The sequence below is a fragment of the Kitasatospora sp. NPDC088861 genome, assembly GCF_044750105.1.
In the GTDB taxonomy this organism is placed as follows: domain Bacteria; phylum Actinomycetota; class Actinomycetes; order Streptomycetales; family Streptomycetaceae; genus Kitasatospora.
Window position 1 is genome coordinate 21,992 of the sequence record NZ_JBIVJF010000021.1, and the last position, 21,133, is coordinate 43,124.

20 protein-coding genes are annotated in these 21,133 nt (G+C 73.2%); 9 read left to right on the forward strand and 11 right to left on the reverse strand.

What is annotated here, in order from left to right; genetic code table 11:
* The first annotated feature begins 50 nt into the window (after nt 1-50).
* Complete coding sequence (locus tag ACIP37_RS27975) at nt 51-251, forward strand: hypothetical protein (protein ID WP_363585386.1); 201 nt, start codon at nt 51-53, stop codon at nt 249-251.
* A 104-nt stretch (nt 252-355) separates the two neighbouring features.
* Nucleotides 356-760: a DUF3052 domain-containing protein gene (locus ACIP37_RS27980; RefSeq protein ID WP_363585385.1), complete on the forward strand. Its 405-nt coding sequence runs from the start codon at nt 356-358 to the stop codon at nt 758-760.
* A 54-nt stretch (nt 761-814) separates the two neighbouring features.
* On the opposite strand, the gene ACIP37_RS27985 is transcribed toward ACIP37_RS27980, so the two are convergent.
* Together ACIP37_RS27985 and ACIP37_RS27990 are read right to left on the reverse strand one after the other, a co-directional pair.
* The gene (locus tag ACIP37_RS27985; RefSeq protein WP_363585384.1) at nt 815-1,537 is read right to left on the reverse strand and encodes a DsbA family oxidoreductase; all 723 of its coding nucleotides are present in this window, start codon (nt 1,535-1,537) and stop codon (nt 815-817) included.
* Nucleotides 1,538-1,860: 323 nt separating this feature from the next.
* Complete coding sequence (locus ACIP37_RS27990; protein WP_363585383.1) at nt 1,861-2,589, reverse strand: chitinase; 729 nt, start codon at nt 2,587-2,589, stop codon at nt 1,861-1,863.
* A 320-nt stretch (nt 2,590-2,909) separates the two neighbouring features.
* Between ACIP37_RS27990 and ACIP37_RS27995 the strand changes: the two genes are divergently transcribed.
* On the forward strand, nt 2,910-4,853 hold the full coding sequence (locus ACIP37_RS27995; protein WP_363585382.1) for a hypothetical protein: 1,944 nt from the start codon (nt 2,910-2,912) through the stop codon (nt 4,851-4,853).
* Between the two features lie 35 nt (nt 4,854-4,888).
* Here ACIP37_RS27995 and ACIP37_RS28000 read toward each other — a convergent pair whose 3' ends face one another.
* The 3 genes from ACIP37_RS28000 to ACIP37_RS28010 form a co-directional block, all read right to left on the reverse strand.
* Nucleotides 4,889-5,146, reverse strand: coding sequence for a DUF6011 domain-containing protein (locus tag ACIP37_RS28000; RefSeq protein ID WP_363585381.1), 258 nt, complete (start codon nt 5,144-5,146; stop codon nt 4,889-4,891).
* A 207-nt stretch (nt 5,147-5,353) separates the two neighbouring features.
* Nucleotides 5,354-5,809, reverse strand: a complete 456-nt coding sequence (locus ACIP37_RS28005) for a hypothetical protein (protein WP_400809738.1) — start codon at nt 5,807-5,809, stop codon at nt 5,354-5,356.
* A 74-nt stretch (nt 5,810-5,883) separates the two neighbouring features.
* Entirely contained in the window at nt 5,884-7,437 is a 1,554-nt protein-coding gene (locus ACIP37_RS28010) for an MFS transporter (RefSeq protein ID WP_400809758.1), read from the reverse strand.
* A gap of 262 nt (nt 7,438-7,699) precedes the next feature.
* Here ACIP37_RS28010 and ACIP37_RS28015 point away from each other — a divergent pair, with 262 nt between their 5' ends.
* Nucleotides 7,700-8,695 (forward strand): AsnC family transcriptional regulator, encoded by a 996-nt coding sequence (locus tag ACIP37_RS28015; protein WP_363585379.1) that lies wholly within the window; start codon nt 7,700-7,702, stop codon nt 8,693-8,695.
* 82 nt (nt 8,696-8,777) lie between these two features.
* Nucleotides 8,778-9,545, forward strand: a complete 768-nt coding sequence (locus tag ACIP37_RS28020) for a TetR/AcrR family transcriptional regulator (protein ID WP_363585378.1) — start codon at nt 8,778-8,780, stop codon at nt 9,543-9,545.
* Here the strand turns inward: ACIP37_RS28020 and ACIP37_RS28025 are convergent.
* Complete coding sequence (locus ACIP37_RS28025) at nt 9,532-9,873, reverse strand: helix-turn-helix domain-containing protein (RefSeq protein ID WP_350877776.1); 342 nt, start codon at nt 9,871-9,873, stop codon at nt 9,532-9,534. The two genes, ACIP37_RS28020 and ACIP37_RS28025, sit on opposite strands and share 14 nt — an antisense overlap.
* 205 nt (nt 9,874-10,078) lie before the next feature.
* On the opposite strand from ACIP37_RS28025, the gene ACIP37_RS28030 reads away from it, so the two are divergent.
* Together ACIP37_RS28030 and rarD are read left to right on the forward strand one after the other, a co-directional pair.
* Nucleotides 10,079-10,927 carry an SDR family oxidoreductase gene (locus tag ACIP37_RS28030; RefSeq protein ID WP_363585377.1) on the forward strand — a complete coding sequence of 283 codons (849 nt, stop codon included), beginning with the start codon at nt 10,079-10,081 and terminating at the stop codon, nt 10,925-10,927.
* A gap of 176 nt (nt 10,928-11,103) precedes the next feature.
* Complete coding sequence (gene rarD / locus ACIP37_RS28035; RefSeq protein WP_400809736.1) at nt 11,104-12,072, forward strand: EamA family transporter RarD; 969 nt, start codon at nt 11,104-11,106, stop codon at nt 12,070-12,072.
* 120 nt (nt 12,073-12,192) lie between these two features.
* On the opposite strand, the gene ACIP37_RS28040 is transcribed toward rarD, so the two are convergent.
* The 3 genes from ACIP37_RS28040 to ACIP37_RS28050 are packed head-to-tail and all read right to left on the reverse strand — an operon-like array spanning nt 12,193 to nt 15,502.
* Nucleotides 12,193-13,128: an ABC transporter permease gene (locus ACIP37_RS28040; RefSeq protein ID WP_400328196.1), complete on the reverse strand. Its 936-nt coding sequence runs from the start codon at nt 13,126-13,128 to the stop codon at nt 12,193-12,195.
* Nucleotides 13,115-14,209, reverse strand: a complete 1,095-nt coding sequence (locus ACIP37_RS28045; protein ID WP_400809734.1) for an ABC transporter ATP-binding protein — start codon at nt 14,207-14,209, stop codon at nt 13,115-13,117. The genes ACIP37_RS28040 and ACIP37_RS28045 overlap by 14 nt, the downstream gene beginning before the upstream one ends.
* 3 nt (nt 14,210-14,212) lie before the next feature.
* Nucleotides 14,213-15,502 (reverse strand): outer membrane lipoprotein carrier protein LolA, encoded by a 1,290-nt coding sequence (locus ACIP37_RS28050; RefSeq protein WP_400809732.1) that lies wholly within the window; start codon nt 15,500-15,502, stop codon nt 14,213-14,215.
* 182 nt (nt 15,503-15,684) lie between these two features.
* Between ACIP37_RS28050 and ACIP37_RS28055 the strand changes: the two genes are divergently transcribed.
* Both ACIP37_RS28055 and ACIP37_RS28060 read left to right on the forward strand, forming a co-directional pair.
* Nucleotides 15,685-18,291 carry a bifunctional FO biosynthesis protein CofGH gene (locus ACIP37_RS28055; RefSeq protein ID WP_363585372.1) on the forward strand — a complete coding sequence of 869 codons (2,607 nt, stop codon included), beginning with the start codon at nt 15,685-15,687 and terminating at the stop codon, nt 18,289-18,291.
* A 203-nt stretch (nt 18,292-18,494) separates the two neighbouring features.
* On the forward strand, nt 18,495-19,610 hold the full coding sequence (locus ACIP37_RS28060) for an ADP-ribosylglycohydrolase family protein (RefSeq protein ID WP_350877669.1): 1,116 nt from the start codon (nt 18,495-18,497) through the stop codon (nt 19,608-19,610).
* A gap of 184 nt (nt 19,611-19,794) precedes the next feature.
* Here ACIP37_RS28060 and ACIP37_RS28065 read toward each other — a convergent pair whose 3' ends face one another.
* Together ACIP37_RS28065 and ACIP37_RS28070 are read right to left on the reverse strand one after the other, a co-directional pair.
* Nucleotides 19,795-20,004: a DUF397 domain-containing protein gene (locus tag ACIP37_RS28065; RefSeq protein ID WP_350877671.1), complete on the reverse strand. Its 210-nt coding sequence runs from the start codon at nt 20,002-20,004 to the stop codon at nt 19,795-19,797.
* Entirely contained in the window at nt 20,004-20,864 is an 861-nt protein-coding gene (locus ACIP37_RS28070; RefSeq protein ID WP_350877673.1) for a helix-turn-helix transcriptional regulator, read from the reverse strand. Before ACIP37_RS28070 ends, ACIP37_RS28065 begins: the two co-directional genes overlap by 1 nt.
* Nucleotides 20,865-21,133 lie beyond the last annotated feature (269 nt).

Genomic DNA, 21,133 nt, shown 5'->3' on the forward strand with positions numbered 1-21,133 from the left:
CTAGCGTGGGCAGCGCCAAGCGCCAGCCACCCCAGGGGAGGGGACCCGACGTGTCCGACGTCGCCGAATACCTGCTGCTCTACGTCGAGGGCGACGCGGTCGTGGCGCACGACGCCGACCTGCGCCCGCACACGTTCCCCCTCCCGCCCGGCGAGCTGGGCGCCACCATTGCCCGGGCCGACGCGGCCGGCGGTGCGCAACTCCTGTTGACCGTCAGCTCGTCCGTGGTCATCTCCTGCCGCAAGATCTGACGGATCGTCAATCTCCGGGCGTGTTCCGCGCCGACCGCCGTCCGTGTCTGGTTGGCTACCCGGATGCGAGGCGACAGGCGCCTCCAAGTCAAAGGAACACCGGCATGACGACAGAGCGCACCAACCCGGCGGCCCGGCTCGGGTTCGAGCCCGGGCAGGTCGTCCAGGAGATCGGCTACGACGAGGACGTCGACCAGGATCTCCGCGAGGGCATCGAGGTGCTGATCGGCCAGGACCTCGTCGACGAGGACTACGACGACGTGGCCGACACCGTCCTGCTCTGGTTCCGCGAGGACGACGGCGACCTCACCGACGCCCTGGTCGACGCCATCGGCCTCCTCGAAGAGGGCGGCATGATCTGGCTGCTCACCCCGAAGCCGGGCCGGGGCGGCTACATCGAGCCCAGTGACGTCAACGAGGCCGCCCAGACCGCCGGCCTCGCCTCGACCAAGGCCATCAGCGCCGCTGCGGACTGGACCGGCATCCGCCTCATCGCCCCCAAGCGCTGACACCCCCGGAGCAGGAAGTCGGCCCCGCCGACTTCCTGCTCCACGCCCTTCGCCTCACCGCTGCGGCAGCTCGCACCCGTCCGGCCCGCAGACCTCGCCGCTGCCCTCACCGCCGGCGCCGCCGACCAGCAGGGGCACCGCCACCCGGCTCTCCCAGGCCTGCTCCAGTGCCGCCGTGAACGTCTCGGCGGGCTGGGCGCCCGAGACCCCGAGCCGCCGGTCGAACACGAAGAACGGGACCCCGGTGGCGCCCATCGCGCCCGCCGTCGCCTCGTCCTCGCGTACCGCCTCCGCGTAGGCGTCCGGATCGGCCAGCACCGCCGCCGCGGCCTCGCCGTCCAGCCCCGCCTCGACGGCCAGGTCCACCAGTCGCCCTTCCGCGAACGCGGATCGCGCGTCGGCGAAGTTGGCCCGGTACAGCGCGTCCAGCAGCTGCCCCTGCCGCCCGTGGTCCTTGGCGAAGTGCAGCAGGCGGTGCATGTCGAAGGAGTTCGCCGCGTCGCGCCCCTCGCGGAGGTACGCCAGCCCCTCCCCGTGCGCGTTGTCCGCGATCCGCGCCTCCGCCGCTTCGGCCTGGTCCAGGCTGAGCCCGTACTTGGCGGCGATCAGCGGGACGACCGGCCGCGCCTCGGCCGGCGAGTGGGGGTCGAGTTCGAAGGAGCGGTGGACGACCTCCACGTCCCCGCGGTGGGGGAACCGCTCCAGGGCCTGCTCGAACCGGGCCTTGCCGATGTAGCACCACGGGCAGTTGATGTCGGTCCAGATCTCCACGCGCACGGCGTCGCTCCCGTCTCCAGCCGTGCGGGGCCTTCCCGCACCCGGCTCCGTGGTCAACGCCGACGACCACCTGAATATTTCTCGTGATGAAATATTCAGGTGCCCGACGGGACCGGCCTCACCGCAGCCGCGCCGTCGCGAGGTGGATCCTGAACCCGTACGGGAGGTGCCCGTCCGCCGAGCCCGACGCCGCCCGGGCCTCCGTGAGGAACGCCTCGTGCAGGACGGCGCAGGCTCCTCGTCGAGCGCTGGGATGCGCCGGTCTGCGGGGGGCCGTGAGCAGGAAGTCGGCCCGGTCGACTTCCCACGCACGGGGTCGCCGGTCAGCAGGAGATGTTGCCGCCGCCGACGTCGGTGCCGAGGACGCCGACGAACTTCTTGTAGAGGTTGATGCGGTCGTTGCGCTCGTCCGGGTTCTTGCCGTTGCACTCCAGGTCGCCGTTGATGCTGCGGATGGTCTCGCCGAAGCCCTTGCCGTTGACGATGGCGTCGTGCGCGGTCATCGTCCCGGCGCCCTTCTGGGTGTTCCAGAACCAGAGGCCGGTCTTCCAGGAGACGGCCGGGTCCTTCTCGGCCAGGTAGGGGTTGTTCAGCAGGTCGATGTGCAGGGCGTCGCCCGCGGCCTTGTAGTTGAAGTTCCAGCTGATCTGGAGCGGGCCGCGCCCGTAGTAGGCGCTCTTGCCGGCGGGACAGCCGTAGGGCTGCGAGGCGTCGCAGTAGTGGCTGTAGTTGGCGGTGTTCTGCTCGACGACGTACTTCAGGCCGCCGGTCTCGTGGCTGACGTTGGCGAGGAACGCCGCGGCCTCGCGCTTGCGGGTGGCGTCGTTGCCGGTGGTGGTGAACCCGGGGTAGGCGCTGAGGGCGTCGGTCAGGCCGCGGTAGGTGTAGAAGGAGTTCCGGCTCGGGAACATCTGGTTGAACTGGGCCTCGCTGACCACGAACGAGGCGGCGGCCGCTGGTGTGGCGTGCCCGGTGAGGGCGGTGGTGCCCAGGGCGACGGTGCTCAGGACGGCGGCCGAGGCGGCCATGGACAGGGTGCGGGAGAGCTTCATCGTCACTTCTCGCTTGTCGTCGGGGTGGGGGTGCTCCGGTGGGTGCTCCAGTGAGTGCTCCGGTGGGTGCACCGGGGGGTGCTTCGGGAGCGAAGCGTCGGGAGCGAAGCGTCGGGAACATCGTGGTGCGCCGATTCCGGGAAAAGGCGCCGACCAGCACCCAAACCACTCGTTCGGGGTGTATCCGACCTAGAGGTGAGCGCGATTCAGGCCAATTCCAGCTCGTCCGACACACCGGCAGATTGATCATCCGGTCATCAGATACGCGGGATAGCCTCGTCCGCGCACAAGGCAGACACCGCGAGCGGGGGGACGACCACATGGGGCACGCCGACGACGAGGGCGACGAGCGGCTGGCGGCGGAGGGCGAGGTGGCGGTGGCCCGGCTGGCCATCGACTCCGGAGACCTCCCGCACGCCGCCGACCACCTGGCCGACGCGATCCTCGCCGACCCCCAGCTGCCCGAACTGTACGAGGCGCTGGCCGAGTTGTGCGCCGCCGCCGGAGGACCGGCCGCCGCCCGCGACCTGTTCCCGCTGGACGGCCAGGTCTACCTGGGCACCGTCGCCTGCCGGGCCCACGTCGAGGCCGCCGCCGGGGACTGGGACACCGCCGTCGGCCTGCTCGCCTCCGCGATCCAGTACGAGCCCGCGAGACCCTGGGCGCACACCGCCTGGCTCGCCCGCGAGGACCTGCCCGCCCTCGTCGACCCGGACGCCGTCGCCCAGGCGGTGGCCCGGGCCGCCGGCGGACTGCCCGACCCGCTGCCCGCCGAACTCGCCGAAGCCGTCCAGCCGTTCGAGGACTTCGTCCAGTCCGTGGTGGCCCGCCACGGCGACCACGCCTTGCTGCTCGCGATGGCCTCCGGCCTCACCCGCCGCCTCGGCGCCACCGACCGCGCCGTCGAACTCGCCGAACTGGCCCACCTGCTGGCCCCCGGCTACCTGCCGTCCGTGATGCTCGGCAACGCCCTGCGCGCGCACGGCCGGCCGGAACGGGCGCTCGCCGTCTGGGAGGCCGAACTGGCCCGGGTCGAACCGGAGCGGGACAACTCCAGCAGCTACCTCGCCGTCGACGTCGCCGAGTTGTACGGCGCCCTCGGCCGCCCCGCCGACGGCCTGCCCTGGCTGGACCGCGTGCTCGCCACCGAACCCGACCACCCCAAGGCGGCCCCCGCCCGGTACGGCCTGCGGCACGCCGCCGACGGCGACCCCGCCCACCTGCTCGCCCTGGCCGACCACCACCGCGCCCACCCGGACCACGAGTACGCCCAGGACCTGCTGGAACGGCTCAGCCACCGGGAACCCTGGCTCGGCATGGTCTCCGGCGCCACCGAGGCGACCGTCAACGTGCTGCACCAGCTGCTCGCCGCCCCCGGCACCACCCGCGACAGCGAGATCGAGTGCAGCGCCTCCGCCGTGGAACCGCCCAGCTCCCTGCTGGCCGTCCGCCTCGCCCTGCCGCGCGCCACCGTCGACTACCGGTCCGTCGCCGAGCCCGACCCCCGGCTCCCGCTGGCCGAACCGGCCACCCGGATCTGGGCCTGGGACGGGACCGACCCGCGCCCGGCCGTCGCCCCGCCCGCACCGGACAGCGCCGAACTCGTCCGGGCCACCGCCGAGATCGTCTGGGCGACCGTCCCCGCCGCCTACGACCACGCCGTCCGGCTGGCCGGGCTGCCGCTCGACGACCTGCTCGGCGCGCTCGTCCACCCGCCGATGCCCCGGGAGGACGACCTCGGCCGGGCCCTGCTCGCCCACCAGCCCGAACTGTGGGTGCGGGCCGTCCAGGTCTTCGCCTGCCTCGGCATCGCCCACCACCGCACCGACCAGCCGTGGGAGGACTCCGACCGCCGCCGCGTGCTGGTCGACCTGCTGCTCGGGCCCGAGGACTGGGTGGTCGAGGCGGCCGGCTTCGCCCTCGTCGCGATCGGCTGGACGCACCCCGAGACCCGCGCCGACATCGCCGACCGGCTCCGGCAGCGGCTGCACTACAGCGCCCGGGCCCGCCGCACCCGCGTGGTGACCGTCCTGCGCTCGCTCGCCGCGCTGGCGCTCACCGCGCCCTGGCTGCCCCGGGCCGACCTCGACCTGGCCCGGCGGCTGATCGAGCGGGCCGAGGCCCAGGAGGCCAGGGAAGCCCGGGAAGCCGGGGAAGCCGGGGAAGTCGGGGAAGTCGGGGAAGCCCAGCAGGCCGAGGTGGCGCCCCAGGAGCAACCGGAACCCCGCCCCGGCCTCCTGCGCCGCCTCTTCCGGCGCGCCTGACGGGCGCTACAACAGAGGTCGGCGGGCTACGCCCGTCACCCGATGCCCGGCAGCGGATCCTGGTCGACGTCGAAGCGCGCGACCCGCTCCGCCGGATCGCGGCACTCCGGGCCGAGCCGCAGGATCCGCGACTCCGGGTCGTGCAGCGGGCGATGGCAGCGGCGGCAGGTGACGCGGGGCCGGATGGCCTCGGGAGTGTCGGTGCCCGGGATCGGGTCCGGGCCGCCACCGGTCGAGCCGCCGCCACTCGGGCCGTTGCTGGTCGGGCCGTTGCTGGTCGGGACGCTGGTCATGGGGAGACGGTAGCCCGGCCTCGGGGAACACCGGTACAGCGGTTGGCGCCGAGCTTGATCATGGTCGGCTAGGGACCTCTCTTTCGGATCTTGTCGAATCAGCGCGGCATCGGGCGGCCGGGAAGACCGGAGTGAGCAGGCCTGAACGTCTGCGCAGAACGGGAGAGGAGCCGGCGTCGACTGGCTGATCGGCTTCTGGACGCGGGGTCAGCCGTGGTACTCAAAGTCCTCGATGCAGAAGCAGGCCGCGCTGACCGAGGTGTCCCCTGCCCGCTCCGCCCGTGCCCACACCTGAGAGTCGCTCGGGCTGATGTCCCCGCCGCAACCCATGCGCAGGTCCAGGCCGCGGTCCTGGATGTAGCGGATGATGTCCGCCTCGACGGCGGAGGGCTTGCGGCCGATCAGTTCGATGCCGTAGAGGGACACCAGGGGGCCGCTGCGCCCGTGGACGCTCACCCGGGCCAGCACGGAACCCCTGCCCGCCTGCGACGCGTAGAAGTAGTGCGCGCTCGCCCCAGCCCGGGCGTAGTACTCCTTGCTCACGTGCCACTCCTCGGGAGTGCCCTGGTCCTCCCAAGGGCTGCCCACCGGGAAGGGGTGGTGGCCCCAGCCCTCGGCCGGCACCTCGCCGTCCAGGGCGGCCGACACCTGCTGCGGACTCATCCCGAAGCGCAGCGGACCGACTCCCTCCAGCGGGGTGCAGTACCACCGCTGTCGGTCCCCCTGCTTCCTGTTCCTCAGGCTGGCTGCGCCGCAACCGGGACCGCGGCCTGCTCCGCTTCCGGCACTGGCCGTCCCGGACCCGCCGCCCTCGGTGCCGCGCTCGACGGGCTCTTCAGCAGCAGGGCGCAGGCCAGCGCGGCCAGCAGGGCGAGGCCGGCGGAGACCAGCAGGCACAGCCGCATGCCGTCCAGGAAGGAGTTGCTCAGCGCGGCCAGGGCCTGTCCCGTGGCGGGGCCGAGGTCGAGTCCGGCGACGGCGCCCAGGCCGTGTTCGCGGGCGGAGTCCAGGACACGCGCGCCGGTCTGGGCCGGGACGCCGGCGTTCGCGAGCTGTGCGGGCAGGGCGTTCAGGGCACGGGTGGTGAGCAGCGCCCCGAGGACGGCGGGGCCGAGCGCGGCGCCGACCTGGCGGATCGCGTTGTTGCCGGCCGCGGCCATCCCGGCCAGGTGGAAGGGAACGGCGGAGACTGCGGAGGCGGTCATCGGGGTGAGCACCGCGCCCATGCCGAGTCCGAGCAGCACCAGTCGCCAGGTCAGCGCCGCGTAGGAGGTGTGGGCGTCGACGCCGGTCATGGCGAACATCGCGGCGGCGACCAGCGCCAGCCCGGAGGTGATCAGCACCCTCGGCGGGATCCGGTGCATCAGCCGTCCGACAGGGAGGCCGGCCACCAGCGAGGTGCCGGACACCAGCACCATCCGCAGTGCCGCCTGCATGGTGCTCAGGTGCTGGACCAGGCCGAAGTACAGGCTGAGCACGAAGAAGAAGCCGATCAGGCCGAGGAAGCTGACCACGGCCACCAGTGCGGTGGCGGTGAACGCGGGGCTGCGGAACAGCGCCAGGTCCAGCATCGGGCTGGTACTGCGGAGTTCCACCAGGACGAAGGCTCCGGCGGCGACCGCGCCGAGCGTCAGCGCGGTGATCACAGCGGGTTCGTCGAAGCCGTCCGCGCCGCCCTCGATGACGCCGTAGACCAGTGCGGTGACGGCGGTGGCGGCGGTGATCTGGCCGGGCCAGTCGAGCCGGCGGCCGTGCGGGGCGCGCGAGTCGGGCAGCCGGAACGCGGCGACGGCCAGCAGGGCCACGGAGAGCGGTATCGGCAGCAGGAAGATCCAGCGCCAGGTGGTGTGCTCCAGCAGGGCGCCGCCGATCAGCGGGCCGACGGCGAGCGGGGCCGTCAGGCTCATCGCCCAGAAGCCGATGAACTTGCCCCGCTCACGGTGGTCGGGCACGGCATGGCTGATCAGTGTGAGTGTGGTGGGCAGCAGAGCGGCGGCGCCGATGCCGGAGACCGCCTGCCCGACCCACAGTGCCTGCACCGAGCTGGACAGCAGCGAGATCGCGGCGCCCAGCGCACAGAAGACCATGCCGGTCTGGAAGACCTTCTTGCGGCCGTGGACATCGCCCCAGACGCCGGTGGTCAGGATCAGCGCGGCCATCGGCAGCACGAACGCGTCCGACACCCAGGACAGTTCGGAGGTCGACGTGCCCAGCGCGCGCTGGATCGCCGGCAGGCTCACCGACACGGTGGTGACGGGCAGGTAGGCGACGAAGACACCCAGGCAGGCCATGACGAGCGTGGCGGCCCGTCCGGCCCTGAGGTCCGGCGTCGTTGTGGAGTTCACGGGGTCGTTCCTTCGGCTGCTGCGGGGGAGGCCCCGCATTCTCGGAGCGCCGCCGGGAGCGTGCGCCCGCTCCCGGGGGCGACGGCCGATGGCAGCCGCCCGTGGAGCCGCCGATCAGCTTCTCCCCGAAGCGCCCGAAACCCGCAGTCGATCCCAAGAAGCCTCCCGGAACCTCCGCCTGAGCGCCTGGCGATGGGACCATTCCTCCATGGCTGATGATCTGGACCGCAAAATCATCCACGGTTTGCAGTGCGCGCCCCGGGTCTCGTTCCGGCGGCTCGGGGAGGTCATCGGCGTGTCCGAACAGACTGTGGCGCGCCGCTACGCCGCCCTGCGGCGGGACGGCCTGCTGCGCGTCGTCGGACTGGGCAACCTGAACGCCGACGGCCAGGCGGAGTGGATCGCCCGGCTGCGCTGCCGACCTGATGCGGTGGCACCGCTGGCCCAGTCACTGGCCCGCCGGTCCGAGGTGGCGTACGTCGGCATCGCCTCCGGCGGCTCGGAGATCATCTGCATCATCCGGTCCCCCGCCGGAACCGACCATGACGACCTGCTGCTGCGCCAGCTGCCGCGAGCGGGCGCGGTCCTGGACGTGAACGTCGACCTGGTCGTGCGTATCTACGGCGGTCCCGGAACCGCGCCCTGGACCGACCCCGACGCCTCGCTCACCCCCGAACAGGTGCGGCGGCTGACCTCCGGCCACCCCACCCCGGCAGTGGCCTCGTCGACGCCCCTGGGTGAACAGGACCTGCCGCTGCTGCGCGCGCTCGCCGAGGACGGCCGGGCCACCCATACCCACCTGGCCAAGGTCACCGGCTGGTCCAAGCCCCGGGTCGCCCGTCGCCTGGAGGCACTGGAGGCAGCAGGCTCGCTCACGTACGACGTCGACACCCTGGCCGAGCGCCTCGGCTACCGGCTCAACGCCACCCTGTGGCTGCAGGTCGACCTACCGCGGTTGCACCAGGTCGGCGAGGAGGTCGGCGGCCACCACGAGTGCGCGTTCGTCGCCGCGATCAGCGGACGCCACAACCTGATGGCCGTGGTCGCCTGCCGGGACACCCCCGACTTCTACCGTTACCTCACCGGCCGCCTGGCCCACGTCGAGGGCATCCGCGGCTACGAGATCAGCGTCCGGGTGAACCGGCTCAAGCAGTCCGCCTCGCTCATCCACCACGGGCGGCTGATCCACCCGGCGCTCGTATGACGCCGGCACCGGGCTGCCGAACCGCCGAGCGACCGTCCGTCGCTCCGTCGAGCTGTCGGCGGGGCCGTGAAAAGATCCCCCCATGGCCACGGACCGCAGCAGCGCAGGAGATCCGGCGCGCACCCTCGCCCTGCTCTGGGGGCTGACCGCCGAGGAGAAGCCCGGCCGGCGCGGCCCGCGGCAGGCCCGGTCGACCGGCGAGATCGCCGCCGTGGCCATCGCCCTGGCCGACGCCGAGGGCGTGGACGCCGTCACCATGCGCCGGGTGGCGCAGGAGCTGGGGCTGTCCCCGATGGCGCTGTACACCTACGTCCCCGGCAAGGCCGAACTGCTCGACCTGATGCTGGACACCGTCTACGCGACGACGCCGCGCAGCACCCCCGCCGACGACGGCTGGCGGGCCAGGGTGACCGCCGTCGCCGACGACAACCGGGCGCTGCACCGAGCCCACCCGTGGGTCTCGGCGGTCTCCACCAGCCGCCCGCCGCTCGGCCCGGGCCTGATGGCCAAGTACGAGTACGAGCTGCGCGCCTTCGAGGGCACCGGCCTGCCCGACGTCGAACTGGACGCGGCGCTCACCCACCTGCTGGGCTTCGTCCAGACCTGCGCCCGGATGGCCGCCGACGAGCGCGCCGCCCGGCAGGACAGCGCGATGACCGACGCGCAGTGGTGGGCCGCCAACGCCGAGCTGCTCGCCAAGGTCTTCGACGCCGAGCGCTACCCGGTCGCGGCCCGGGTGGGCGCCGCCGCCGGCGAGGCCCACGGCGGCGCGTACGACCCGGACCACGCGTACGCCTTCGGCCTGGCCCGCGTGCTGGACGGGCTGGCGGCCCTGATCAGCGAACGCTAGGCCGGGCGTCGTACTCCGCGCGGGCGGCCTCGACGGCGGGGACCCGCTGCTCGGACCAGTGCGCGAGGGCGGCGACCAGTTCGGCGGCCTCCCGGCCGAGCGGGGTGAGGCTGTAGTCGACCCGGGGCGGGATCACCGGGTGGGCCTCGCGGTGCACGAAGCCGTCGCGTTCCAGCGTCTGCAGGGTCTGCGCGAGCATCTTCTCGCTGACGCCGGAGACCCGTCGGCGCAGTTCGCTGAAGCGGTAGCCGCGCTCGCGCAGCGCGCCGAGCACGAGGACGCCCCAGCGGCTGGTGACGTGCTCCAGCACGCCCCGGGACGGGCACATGCGGTCGAACACGTCCGCCGGCGGCAGCTCGCGCACCGGGACGGCCGGGCGGCCTTCCTCCAGGGTCTTCATGACTGTCCTGCCATTACCTTCATGTCAGTACCGTACTTTGAAGTGCGTACTTTCGAAAGGTTAGTGCAGTCCCTAGGGTGAGTTTCGAGGCGGGAACCCCGTCGAGGCAGAAACCCACCCAAGGAGCATCCCCATGTACGTCGTCACCGGTGCCACCGGCCAGCTCGGCCGTCTCGTCGTCGAGGGCCTGCTGGCCGCGGTCCCCGCGAGCGAGGTGGCGGTCGCCGTCCGCTCCGCCGAGAAGGCGGCCGACCTGGCCGCGCGCGGGGTGGCCGTCCGCGTGGTCGACTACGACGACCCGGCGTCCCTGGCCGGCGCCTTCGCGGCCGGTGACCGGGTGCTGCTGATCTCGGGCAGCGAGGTCGGCCGGCGGATCCCGCAGCACCGCGCGGTGGTCGACGCGGCCCGTGCGGCCGGCGTCGCGCTGTTCGCCTACACGAGCGCGCCGGGCGCGGCGACCTTCCGGCTGGCCGACGAGCACAAGGCGACGGAGGAGCTGATCCGCGCATCCGGCCTGCCGTCCGTCCTGCTGCGCAACGGCTGGTACACCGAGAACTACCTGGGCGACGCGGCCGGCACGGTGGCGCGCGGCGTGGTGCTCGGCAGCGCCGGGGACGGCCGGGTGGCCACCGCCCCGCGCAAGGACTACGCGGACGCGGCGGTCGCCGTGCTCCTCGGCGAGGGCCACGAGGGCCGGGTGTACGAGCTGAGCGGCGACGCCGCGTGGAGCCTGGCGGAGCTGGCGGCCGAGCTGGCGCTGGTCTCCGGGCAGCCGGTCGCGCACCAGGACGTGGCACCGGCGGAGCACCTCGCGGCGTTGGTCGGCGCGGGCCTGCCTGAGGGCTTCGCCGAGGTGCTGGTGGACGTGGACGCGGGCATCGCCCGTGGCGAGCTGGCCGGCACCCCGGGCGACCTGGCCCGGCTGATCGGCCGCCCGACCGTCCCGCTGGCCGAGTCGGTGCGCGCCGCGCTCCGGGCCTGAGGCGCTCCAGGCCTGAGGCGCTCCGGGCCTCAGGTCCTCCCGCACTCCGGACCCGCCGTGGGCCCGCGTTTCCCGAGGTCAGCGATGTCATGACCAAAATGCGGAAACGGAGATGACAGCCTGCCCCTCCGCCCGCTACCGTCACCTCGACACACGCGCGCGGAGGGCAGGCGGCCATGCCAGAGACAACCCAGCAGGACAGCGGCCGAGGCCTCTGGTACGGCGTCGCGGCCTACGGCATCTGGGGCCTCTTCCCCCTGTTCTGGCCACTGCTGGAGCCCGGCGCCGCCGACGACATCCTGGCCAACCGGATGGTCTGGTCCCTGGTCGCCGTGGTGCTGCTGCTGATCGCCCAGCGGCACTGGAGCTGGATACGCCCGCTGCTGCGCCAGCCCCGCCGGCTCGCCATGCTGGCCGGCGCGGCCACGGTGATCTCGATCAACTGGGGCGTCTACATCTGGGGCGTCAACGCCGGGCACGTCGTCGAGACCAGCCTCGGCTACTTCATCAACCCGCTGGTCACCATCGGCTTCGGCGTCCTGGTGCTCAAGGAGCGGCTGCGGACGGCGCAGTGGGCGGCGGTCGGTGTCGGCGCGGCCGCCGTCGCGGTGCTCAGCGTCGCGTACGGGCGGCTGCCGTGGATCGCGCTCACCCTGGCGCTCTCCTTCGCCACGTACGGGCTGCTGAAGAAGAAGGTCGGGCTGAGCGGCCTGGAGAGCCTGGCGGCGGAGAGCGCCTTCATGTTCCCGTTCGCGCTCGGCTACCTGGTCTACCTGGAGGTCAGCGGGCGCGGCACCTTCGGCCACACGGTGGCCGGCTCGTACGGCTGGGGGCACTCCGGGCTGCTGCTGCTCAGCGGCGTGATCACGGCGATCCCGCTGCTGTTCTTCGGCGCGGCGGCCGTGCGGGTGCCGCTGACCGTGCTCGGGCTGCTCCAGTACCTGGCGCCGGTGTTCCAGTTCCTGATCGGCGTGGCGGTGTTCCACGAGTCGATGCCGCCCGCCCGCTGGGCCGGCTTCGGCCTGGTCTGGCTGGCGCTCGCGGTGCTCACCTGGGACGCGCTGCGCCAGGTGCGGGCCGACCGCGCGGGGCGGGCCGCGGCCGTGCCGCAGCCCGCCCCCGCCGCCTCGGCGGTCAGGCGCTGATCCGCTCCCGCTGATCCGCTCCCGCTGGTCCGCTCCCGCTGGTCCGCTCCCGCTGGTCCGCTCCCGCTGGTCCGCTCCCGCTGGTCCGCTCCCGCTGGTCCGCTCCCGCCGAGGCGGCGGTCAGACGCTGATGTCCCGGCTGGTGAAGCGGGACCAGGCCGCCGCGCCGAACACGGCGACGTAGGCGGCTTGGAGGCCGAGGTCCTTCCACACGCCGTCCCAGTACATCGGCTGGCGCAGCAGGTCCGCGAAGCTGAGCCAGTAATGGGTGAACAGGAACGGCCTGACGGCGTCCAACTGCGGGAAGGCGTCCAGGATCTGCACGGTGACCACCAGCCCGACGGTCGCCGCCATCGCCGCGATGCCGCTGCCGGTGAGCGTGGAGACGAACAGCCCGATCGCCACCAGCCCGGCCAGCGAGGCCGCCACCACCCCGGCCACGAGCACCGCCCGCAGCAGCGCGTCGCCGAAGCCGATGGTGTCGCCGGAGATCAGCGTCACCTCGCCGAGCGGGAACAGTGCGGCGCCGGTGGCCAGCGCCGCCGCCGCGACCGCCACGGTGGCGGCCAGGCAGAACACCAGCCCGGCGGTGAACTTGGCGGCCAGCAGCCGGGTGCGCCCGGCCGGCGCGACCAGCAGGTAGCGCAGCGTCCCGGTGGCCGCCTCGCCGGCGACCGAGTCCCCGGCGACCACGCCGACCGTCATCGGCAGGAACACCGGCAGCGCGACCGCGAGGGCGGTGAAGACCAGGAACAGGCCGTTCTGGGTGGTCTGCGCGATGAAGTTCACCCCGCCGCCGCCCTCGTGCGGGCTGCCCGTGTTGAGCTTGACGACCACGCCGATCAGGATCGGCAGCACCGCCAGGATCCCCAGCAGCACCTTGGTGCGCATCCGGCGGAAGGTCAGGTGCAGTTCGTTGCGGAACAGCGCCAGGAACCCGGCCGCCGTCTGCGGCCTCCGCCCGGTCCGGACCGGCTGAGCCCCGACCGGCACCGCCCCGGCCTGCGACATCCCGGCCTGTGACACCCCGGCCTGCGACAGCTCAGCCTGCGACATCGAAGCCCTCCCCGGTCAGCGCCACGAAGGCGTCCTCCAACGTGCCCCGCTCCAGCCCGAACCCGTGCACCCGCACCCCGGCCTCGACCAGCGCCGCGCACAGCTTCGGCAGCGCCTCCTCGACCGGGGAGCCGAGCGAGCCGAGCGCGCCGAGCTCGCCGTCCACCCGCCCGTCGCCGGGCAGCAGGGAGCCGACCCGGTGGGCCGCCAGTACCTCCACGGCGTGCGCCACGTCCGGCGTGCGGACCACCAGTCGGCCCTGCGCGCGGGCGGCCAGTTCGGCGACGGTGCCCTGCACCACCAGCCGGCCCCGGGACATCACCGCCGCGTGCGTGCAGACCTGCTCGATCTCGTCCAGCAGGTGCGAGGAGAGGAACACCGTGGTCCCCTCCGCCGCGACCTCCCGCACCAGCGCCCGGATCTCGCGCATGCCCTGCGGATCCAGCCCGTTGGTGGGCTCGTCCAGCACCAGCAGCTCGCGCGGCTGGAGCAGCGCCGACGCCAGGCCGAGCCGCTGCTTCATGCCCAGCGAGTACGCGCGGGCCTTCTTGGCCGCCGCGGCGCTCAGCCCGACCCGTTCCAACGCCGTCTCGACGCGCAGGCGCCGGGTGCGCGGGTCGGCGGTCGGGTCGGCGGCGTCGAACCGGACCAGGTTGTCCCGCCCGGAGAGGAAGCCGTACAGCGCCGGGCCCTCGATCAGCGCGCCCACCCGGGGCAGCACGGAGGCGACGGACTGCGGCATCGGCTCGCCGAGGACGGTGGCGACGCCGGAGGTGGGGGCGATCAGGCCCATCAGCATCCGGATGGTGGTGGTCTTGCCGGAGCCGTTCGGGCCGAGGAAGCCGAAGACGGAGCCGCGCGGCACGCTCAGGTCCAGGCCGTCCACGGCGAGCTGGCCGCCCCGGAAGCGCTTGGTCAGACCGCGGGTCCTGATCACGTCGTCGGGCCGGGAGGAGCCGGGGGAACCGGGGGAGGAGGTGGAGGGGGAGGTGGAGGTGGAAGGCACGGGGCCCGGGCGCTGCTCGGCGCCCGGACCCCCGGCCGACTCCGTAACGTCCCCCGTTACGGGAGCCTTCGTCATCCGTCAGTTCACCCCGGCGGCGTGCTGGAGCACCGGCAGGGTCACCGCGCCGGCGAACACCCGGCCGTCGTCGGTGACCAGGACGTTCACCACCTTGGTGCTGATCAGCGTGCCGCCGCCGACCGGCTTGCCGAGCGACTTCACCAGCGCCTGCGGGTTCAGGGCCGCGCCCCGGCCGCCGTGCTTGCCGCCCTTGCCGCCGTCCTGCGGCGCGTCGACGGCGCCGCCGGGCAGCTGCGCCGAGACCACGGTCGTCCAGCCCTCGCCGATCACGTTCACGCCGCCGTGGTCCCGGCCCGAGGCGTCCTGACCGGCCTGGCCCCCGGGCGCGGAACCCTTGGGCGCGAAGCCCTGCGGCACCTCACCCTTGGCGCCCTCGTCCGCCTTGTGCTCCGTCACCTTGGCGCCCTTGGGCACGGTGAAGTCGAAGGTCTTGGCGGCCGGCTTGGCGAAGGACACGTCGGTGAAGTGGACGTCCAGCACGGTGGAACCGTCGACGCCCTTGACCACCACCGAGAGCGGCACCCCGTTGTCGGCGGCGACCGCGATCCGGACCTCGGCGACGGTCGAACCGGACTGCGCGGGCTTGACGCTCAGCTGGTACGCCTTCTGCCCGGCCACGTTGGCGGTGCCGGCCACGGTGACCGACGTGGTGCCCGCGCTCGCGGTCAGGAACTGCCGGGCGGCCTCCTGCGGGGTCGTCGGCACCCCGGTCAGCGGTGCCCCGGCGTGCTTGCCGGCGGTGTCGGGGTGCTGGGCGGGCGCCTGGCCGGTCAGGCGCACGGCGGTGTTGGTCGAACTGTCCCAGGCCCAGGCCTGGTCGCCGTTGTGGACGACGGTGTAGCCGGCCATGTCCTCCAGCAGGTCGACCCGCTGGCGGTCCGGGCCGTCCACCGCGACCCGCAGCGTCTGGTCGCCGCCGAGCAGGCCGAGCAGCTTGGCCTGCGGGTCGGCCGAAGAGGAGCCCTGGCCGCCGCCGCGCCCGGCCGCCGCGCCGATCCCGCCGGCCGCGACGCCCAGCAGCTGGCTGGGCAGGCCGAGGTCGGTGGAGACGGACACCGTGCCGGAGAGGCTCTGCGCGTCGGAGCCGAGCACCTTGGCCACCAGCTGCTCCGGCGTCAGCGAGGGAAGTTCGGGCGGGGCGTCGGCGGCCAGTGCGGGCACCAGGCCGATCCCGGCGGCGATCACCGCGGCCACCGTCAGCGGCACCCCGGCCCGCACCAGCATGCGCCGCCGGGAGCGGTACGGCACGCCGCCGTCCACGTTGTCCCCCGCCGCCGTGTCATTGGTCATGGCGTCCTCAACTCCTCTACGAACACGAGCGATTGGCTGTGCCCTTCCATTAGAGGCCCGCACTCCGGCCCCGTCATCGCCCTGCGGGGCCAGTTCGGGGTCAACCTCGCGGGTACATCGACCCTGAGACGCCCTCAGGGTTGGCTACTCCGAACGTACGACACCTGGCGTAGGGTCGCGCCATGGACGGAACCGCCATGGACGCAAGCAACCCCCCGACCGCTAACGCGATGCGGCGCGCCCTGCGCCGAGCCCGGGACGGCGTCGCCCTGGACGTCACCGAGACCGCGGTGCTGCTCCAGGCCAGAGGCGAGGACCTGAACGACCTGTGTGCGAGCGCCGCCCGGGTCCGCGACGCGGGGCTGGCGGCGGCCGGGCGGCCCGGCGTCATCACCTACTCCAAGAGCGTCTTCATCCCGCTCACCCGGCTCTGCCGCGACAAGTGCCACTACTGCACCTTCGTCACCGTCCCCGGCAAGCTGCGCCGGGCCGGCCACGGGATGTTCATGTCCCCCGACGAGGTGCTGGACGTCGCCCGGCGCGGGGCCGAACTCGGCTGCAAGGAAGCCCTGATCACCCTCGGCGACAAGCCCGAGGACCGCTGGCCCGAGGCCCGCGAGTGGCTCGACGCGCACGGGTACGACGACACCATCGCCTACGTGCGGGCGATGTCGATCCGCATCCTGGAGGAGACCGGCCTGCTCCCGCACCTCAACCCCGGGGTGCTCGGCTGGACGGACTTCCAGCGGCTCAAGCCCGTCTCCGCCTCCATGGGCATGATGCTGGAGACCACCGCCACCCGGCTGTGGAGCGAGCCCGGCGGCCCGCACTTCGGCTCGCCGGACAAGGAACCGGCCGTCCGGCTGCGGGTGCTGGAGGACGCCGGGCGCAGCTCCGTCCCGTTCACCAGCGGCCTGCTGATCGGCATCGGCGAGACGTACCAGGAGCGCGCGGAGTCGCTGTTCGCGCTGCGCAAGGTCTCCCGGGCCTACCACGGCGTCCAGGAGCTGATCCTGCAGAACTTCCGCGCCAAGCCGGACACGGCGATGCGCGGCATGCCCGACGCCGAACTGGACGAGCTGGTCGCCACCGTGGCGGTGGCCCGGCACGTGATGGGCCCGGCGGCCTGCCTGCAAGCGCCGCCGAACCTGGTGGACGGCGAGTACGGGCGGCTGATCGCGGCCGGCGTCGACGACTGGGGCGGCGTCTCCCCGCTCACTCCCGACCACGTCAACCCCGAACGCCCGTGGCCGCAGATCGAGCGGCTCGCCGAGCGCTCCGCGGCCGCCGGCTTCGAACTGCGCGAGCGTCTCGCCGTCTACCCCGAGTACGTCCGGCGCGGCGAGCCCTGGCTGGACCCGCGGGTGCTGCCGCACGTGCGCGCCCTCGCCGACCCGGAGACCGGGCTGGCGAACCCGGACGCGGTGGTCCGCGGCCTGCCCTGGCAGGAGCCCGAGGACCTGCCCGTCTCGTACGGGCGGACCGACCTGCACGCCACCATCGACACCGAGGGCCGCACCGGCGACCGCCGGGCCGACTTCGAGGACGTCTACGGCGACTGGGAGGTGCTGCGCGAGCAGGTGCTCGCCGAGGGCGCGCCCGAGCGGCTGGTCGGCGACCTGCGCGAGGCGCTGGCGGTGGCCGCCGACGACCCGACGCGGCTCACCGACGACCAGGCGCTGGCGCTGTTCCACGCGGACGGCCCGGCCCTGGACGCGCTCTGCCGGATCGCCGACGACGTCCGCCGGGACACCGTCGGGGAGGACGTCACCTACTGCGTCACCCGGAACATCAACTTCACCAACGTCTGCTACACCGGCTGCCGCTTCTGCGCGTTCGCCCAGCGCCGCACCGACGCCGACGCCTACACCCTGTCGCTGGAGCAGGTCGCCGACCGGGCCGCGCAGGCCTGGGAGGTGGGCGCCACCGAGGTCTGCATGCAGGGCGGCATCCACCCGGACCTGCCCGGCACCGCCTACTTCGACATCGCCCGCGCGGTGAAGGAGCGGGTGCCCGGCATCCACGTGCACGCCTTCTCGCCGATGGAGGTGGTCAACGGCGCGACCCGCACCGGGCTGTCCATCCGCGACTGGCTCCAGCGGGCCAAGGAGAACGGCCTGGACAGCATCCCGGGCACGGCGGCCGAGATCCTGGACGACGAGGTCCGCTGGGTGCTCACCAAGGGCAAGCTGCCAGCCGCCACCTGGGTCGAAGTGGTCACCACCGCGCACGAACTGGGCATCCGCTCCTCGTCCACCATGATGTACGGGCACGTGGACACCCCGAAGCACTGGCTCGGGCACCTGCGGCTGCTGGCCGAGATCCAGCAGCGTTCCCTGGAGACCAACGGCACGGGCGGCTTCACCGAGTTCGTGACCCTGCCGTTCATCCACACCAACGCGCCGGTCTACCTGGCCGGCATCGCCCGGCCCGGCCCGACCGCCCGGGACAACCGCGCGGTGGTCGCGATGGCCCGGCTGCTGCTGCACCCGCACATCCCCAACATCCAGACCAGCTGGGTCAAGCTGGGCGCGGAGGGCGCCGCCGAGATGCTCCGCTCGGGCGCCAACGACCTGGGCGGCACGCTGATGGAGGAGACCATCTCGCGGATGGCCGGCTCGGCGTACGGGAGTTACAAGTCGGTGCGCGACCTCCAGGCGATCGCCGAGGCGGCGGGCCGCCCGCACCGCCAGCGCACCACCACGTACGGCGAGGTGCCGGCCGAGCGCCGGGCCGCGGCGCTGGCCTCGGACGGGCACCTGCCGGAGCTGCTGCCGGTCCTGGACTGATCCCGCCACCGGCCTCCCGGTTCCGCCGGTCCCGGCCTCCCGGTTCCCCCGGCCCCGCTGCCGCCCGTACGGCGGCCGGGGCCGGGGAACCGGAGCACGAGGGACGCCCTTGATTCGCTCGGGTCTTCGAATACAGTGCCAGGGCGCGCGCCGCGGCCGTGCGTCGCGCAGCCCCCTGCCCCGAGGAAAGGCGCCCCGTCGTGATGCCACTGTGGTCACGCGCCCAGCAGCAGGACTTCCGCAGCCGGGTGCGGGGCTGTCTGCTCGGCGGTGCCATCGGCGACGCGCTCGGCGCCGGCGTCGAGTTCGAGCCGCTGGAGAAGATCCGGGCCCAGCACGGCCCGCAGGGCGTCACCGGCTACGTCCCCGCGTACGGGCGCACCGGCGCCGTCACCGACGACACCCAGCTCACCCTGTTCACCGTCGACGGCCTGATCCGCGCCCACATCCGGCGCGACACCGGCAGCTGGCACCCGCCCACCGACCTGCACCTGGCCTACCTGCGCTGGGCCGCCACCCAGCGCGACTGGGGCCCCGACGAGCGCCGCCCCGACCTCGGCTGGCTCGGCCGCGAGGAGTGGCTGTACGCCCAGCGCGCCCCCGGCCAGGGCTGTCTGTCCGGCCTGACCGGGGCCGACGCCGAGTTCCTCGGCACCGTGGAGCGGCCGAAGAACCCGCACTCCAAGGCCTGCGGCACGGTGGTGCGGGCGGCGCCGTTCGGCCTGCTCACCAGCTGGGAGCCGGGCCTGGTCTTCCAACTCGCGGTGGAGTGCGCGGTGCTCACCCACGGCCACCCCACCGGCTACCTCGCGGCGGGCGCGCTCGCGGTGATCGTCCAGAGCGTGGCCCGCGGCGGCACCCTGGAGGAGGGCGTCCACCTCGCCCTGGCGCTGCTCTCCGAGCGGCAGGCGCACGAGGAGACCACCGCCGCGCTGCGGGCCGCGCTGGACGCGGTCCGGGCCGGCGAGCCGTCCGCGGACCGGGTGGAGGCGCTGGGGGAGGGCTGGGTCGCCGAGGAGGCGCTGGCGATCGGGGTCTACTGCGCGCTGGTCGCGCACGACGTGCGCTCGGGCCTGCTGCTCGCCGTCAACCACTCCGGGGACAGCGACTCCACCGGCGCGGTCTGCGGGAGCCTGCTCGGGGTGCTGCACGGTGACACCGCGCTGCCGTCGGGGCTGGTGGCCGGGCTGGAGGGGCGAGGCGCCATCCTCGAACTCGCCGACGACTTCGTGCTGGAGCTGATGCACGGCACCGAACTGCACGATCCGCGCACCCCGGAGGGGCTGACCTGGTCCGAGCGGTACCCGGTGGTGCGCTGAACGGGGCGGACGGGACGGACGGGACGGGCGGGGCGGGAAGTTCGGGCGGGAAGTTCGGGCGGGAACGACGTTTGCCCGTAGCGTCGGCCGCCGGCGAGGGCGACGGCCACTGCTACGGGCAAACGGGCCGAGCTCGGATTCGCACCGGGGGCGCGGGGCCGGGTCGGTGGCCGCCGCCGCAGGGTCAGTGGCGGCCGAACACCCCGGTGGCCGCAGCGCTCGCGAACGCGGTCCAGGCCTCGGCGGAGAAGCGCAGCTGCGGCCCCTGAGGGTCCTTGGAGTCCCGTACCGCCACCGCCCCCGTGGCCGGCGTGGCGATCTCCACACAGGCGCCGTTGCCGCCGCTGTGGCTGCTCTTCCGCCAGCGGGTTCCGTGCTCGGAGGTGGTGCTCATCAGTGGTATCCCTCTTCAATCTCAGCTATCAGTGCCCGGCTCTCCGCCACGCCGAGTGCCGCCGCCCGCAGGTAGTCGTACAGACCGGTATAGCGGCGGACGTCCGCGTCCTTCTCCAGGTAGAGATCGCTCGTCACCCCTTCGAAGTAGACAACCGTGGAATCGGCTGACTCGGGGAACTCCAGCAGGGAGAATGTCCCGGTCATACCGGGGTGGGCCCCGGCCGAGAACGGGATCACCTGGATGGTGATGTTCGGGTGCTGGCTCAGCTCCATCATGTGCTTGAGCTGCTCGGCCATCACCTCGCGGCTGCCGACCTCGCGGCGCAGCACCGCCTCGTCTATGACGGTCCACAGGCTGCCGAGCTGGTTCTCGCCCTGGATGCGGTCCTGGCGCTTCATCCGGACCTGCACCCGGCGCTGCACGGCGAGCGCGTCGGTGTCCGGCTGGGTGCCCTCCACGACGGCCTGCGCGTACTGCTCGGTCTGCAACAGGCCCGGGACGAAGGAGGATTCGTACGCGCGGATCGAGGAGGCCTCGGCCTCCAGCCCGATGTAGACGCTGTACGGGGTCGGCATGTCGTTGAAGTCGTGCCACCAGCCGCGCTGGCGGGACTCCTTGGCCATCTCCATGAGGCTGGCGCGCATCTGCTCGTCGTTCACGAGATAGACGTCGCAGAGGTCGCGCACGTCGCGCTGGCTGATGCTGCGGCGGCCGTTCTCCAGTCGGCTGATCTTCGACTGGGAGACCATCAGCCGGCCCGCCACCTCCTCCGCCGTCATCCCGAGGCCCTCGCGGAGTTTGCGCAGCTCCGAGCCCAGGCGCCGACGGCGCACGGTGGGATTGATGCTCGTCGACACATCGACCTCCGGCCGGACCTCTGGTGATCGTTGGAACGGCAGCCCTCGGAACACTTCGGACATTGGGACCAACCCCCCTGACTTGGAGCAGCATGTCACCTTGGGCCAGGTCGGCGTCAGGGAATCACAGCAGCGCAGTAGAACAGATCGTCGGAAAAGCACTTCTGTGAGACGGCGAGGGCCCTCAAGTGGTAATGCGGCTCAGCGGCTCGAACCGGTACGGGCTAAGGATGTGCTCCCCGGCGGCGCAGGTGCCATTGGCACGTGCG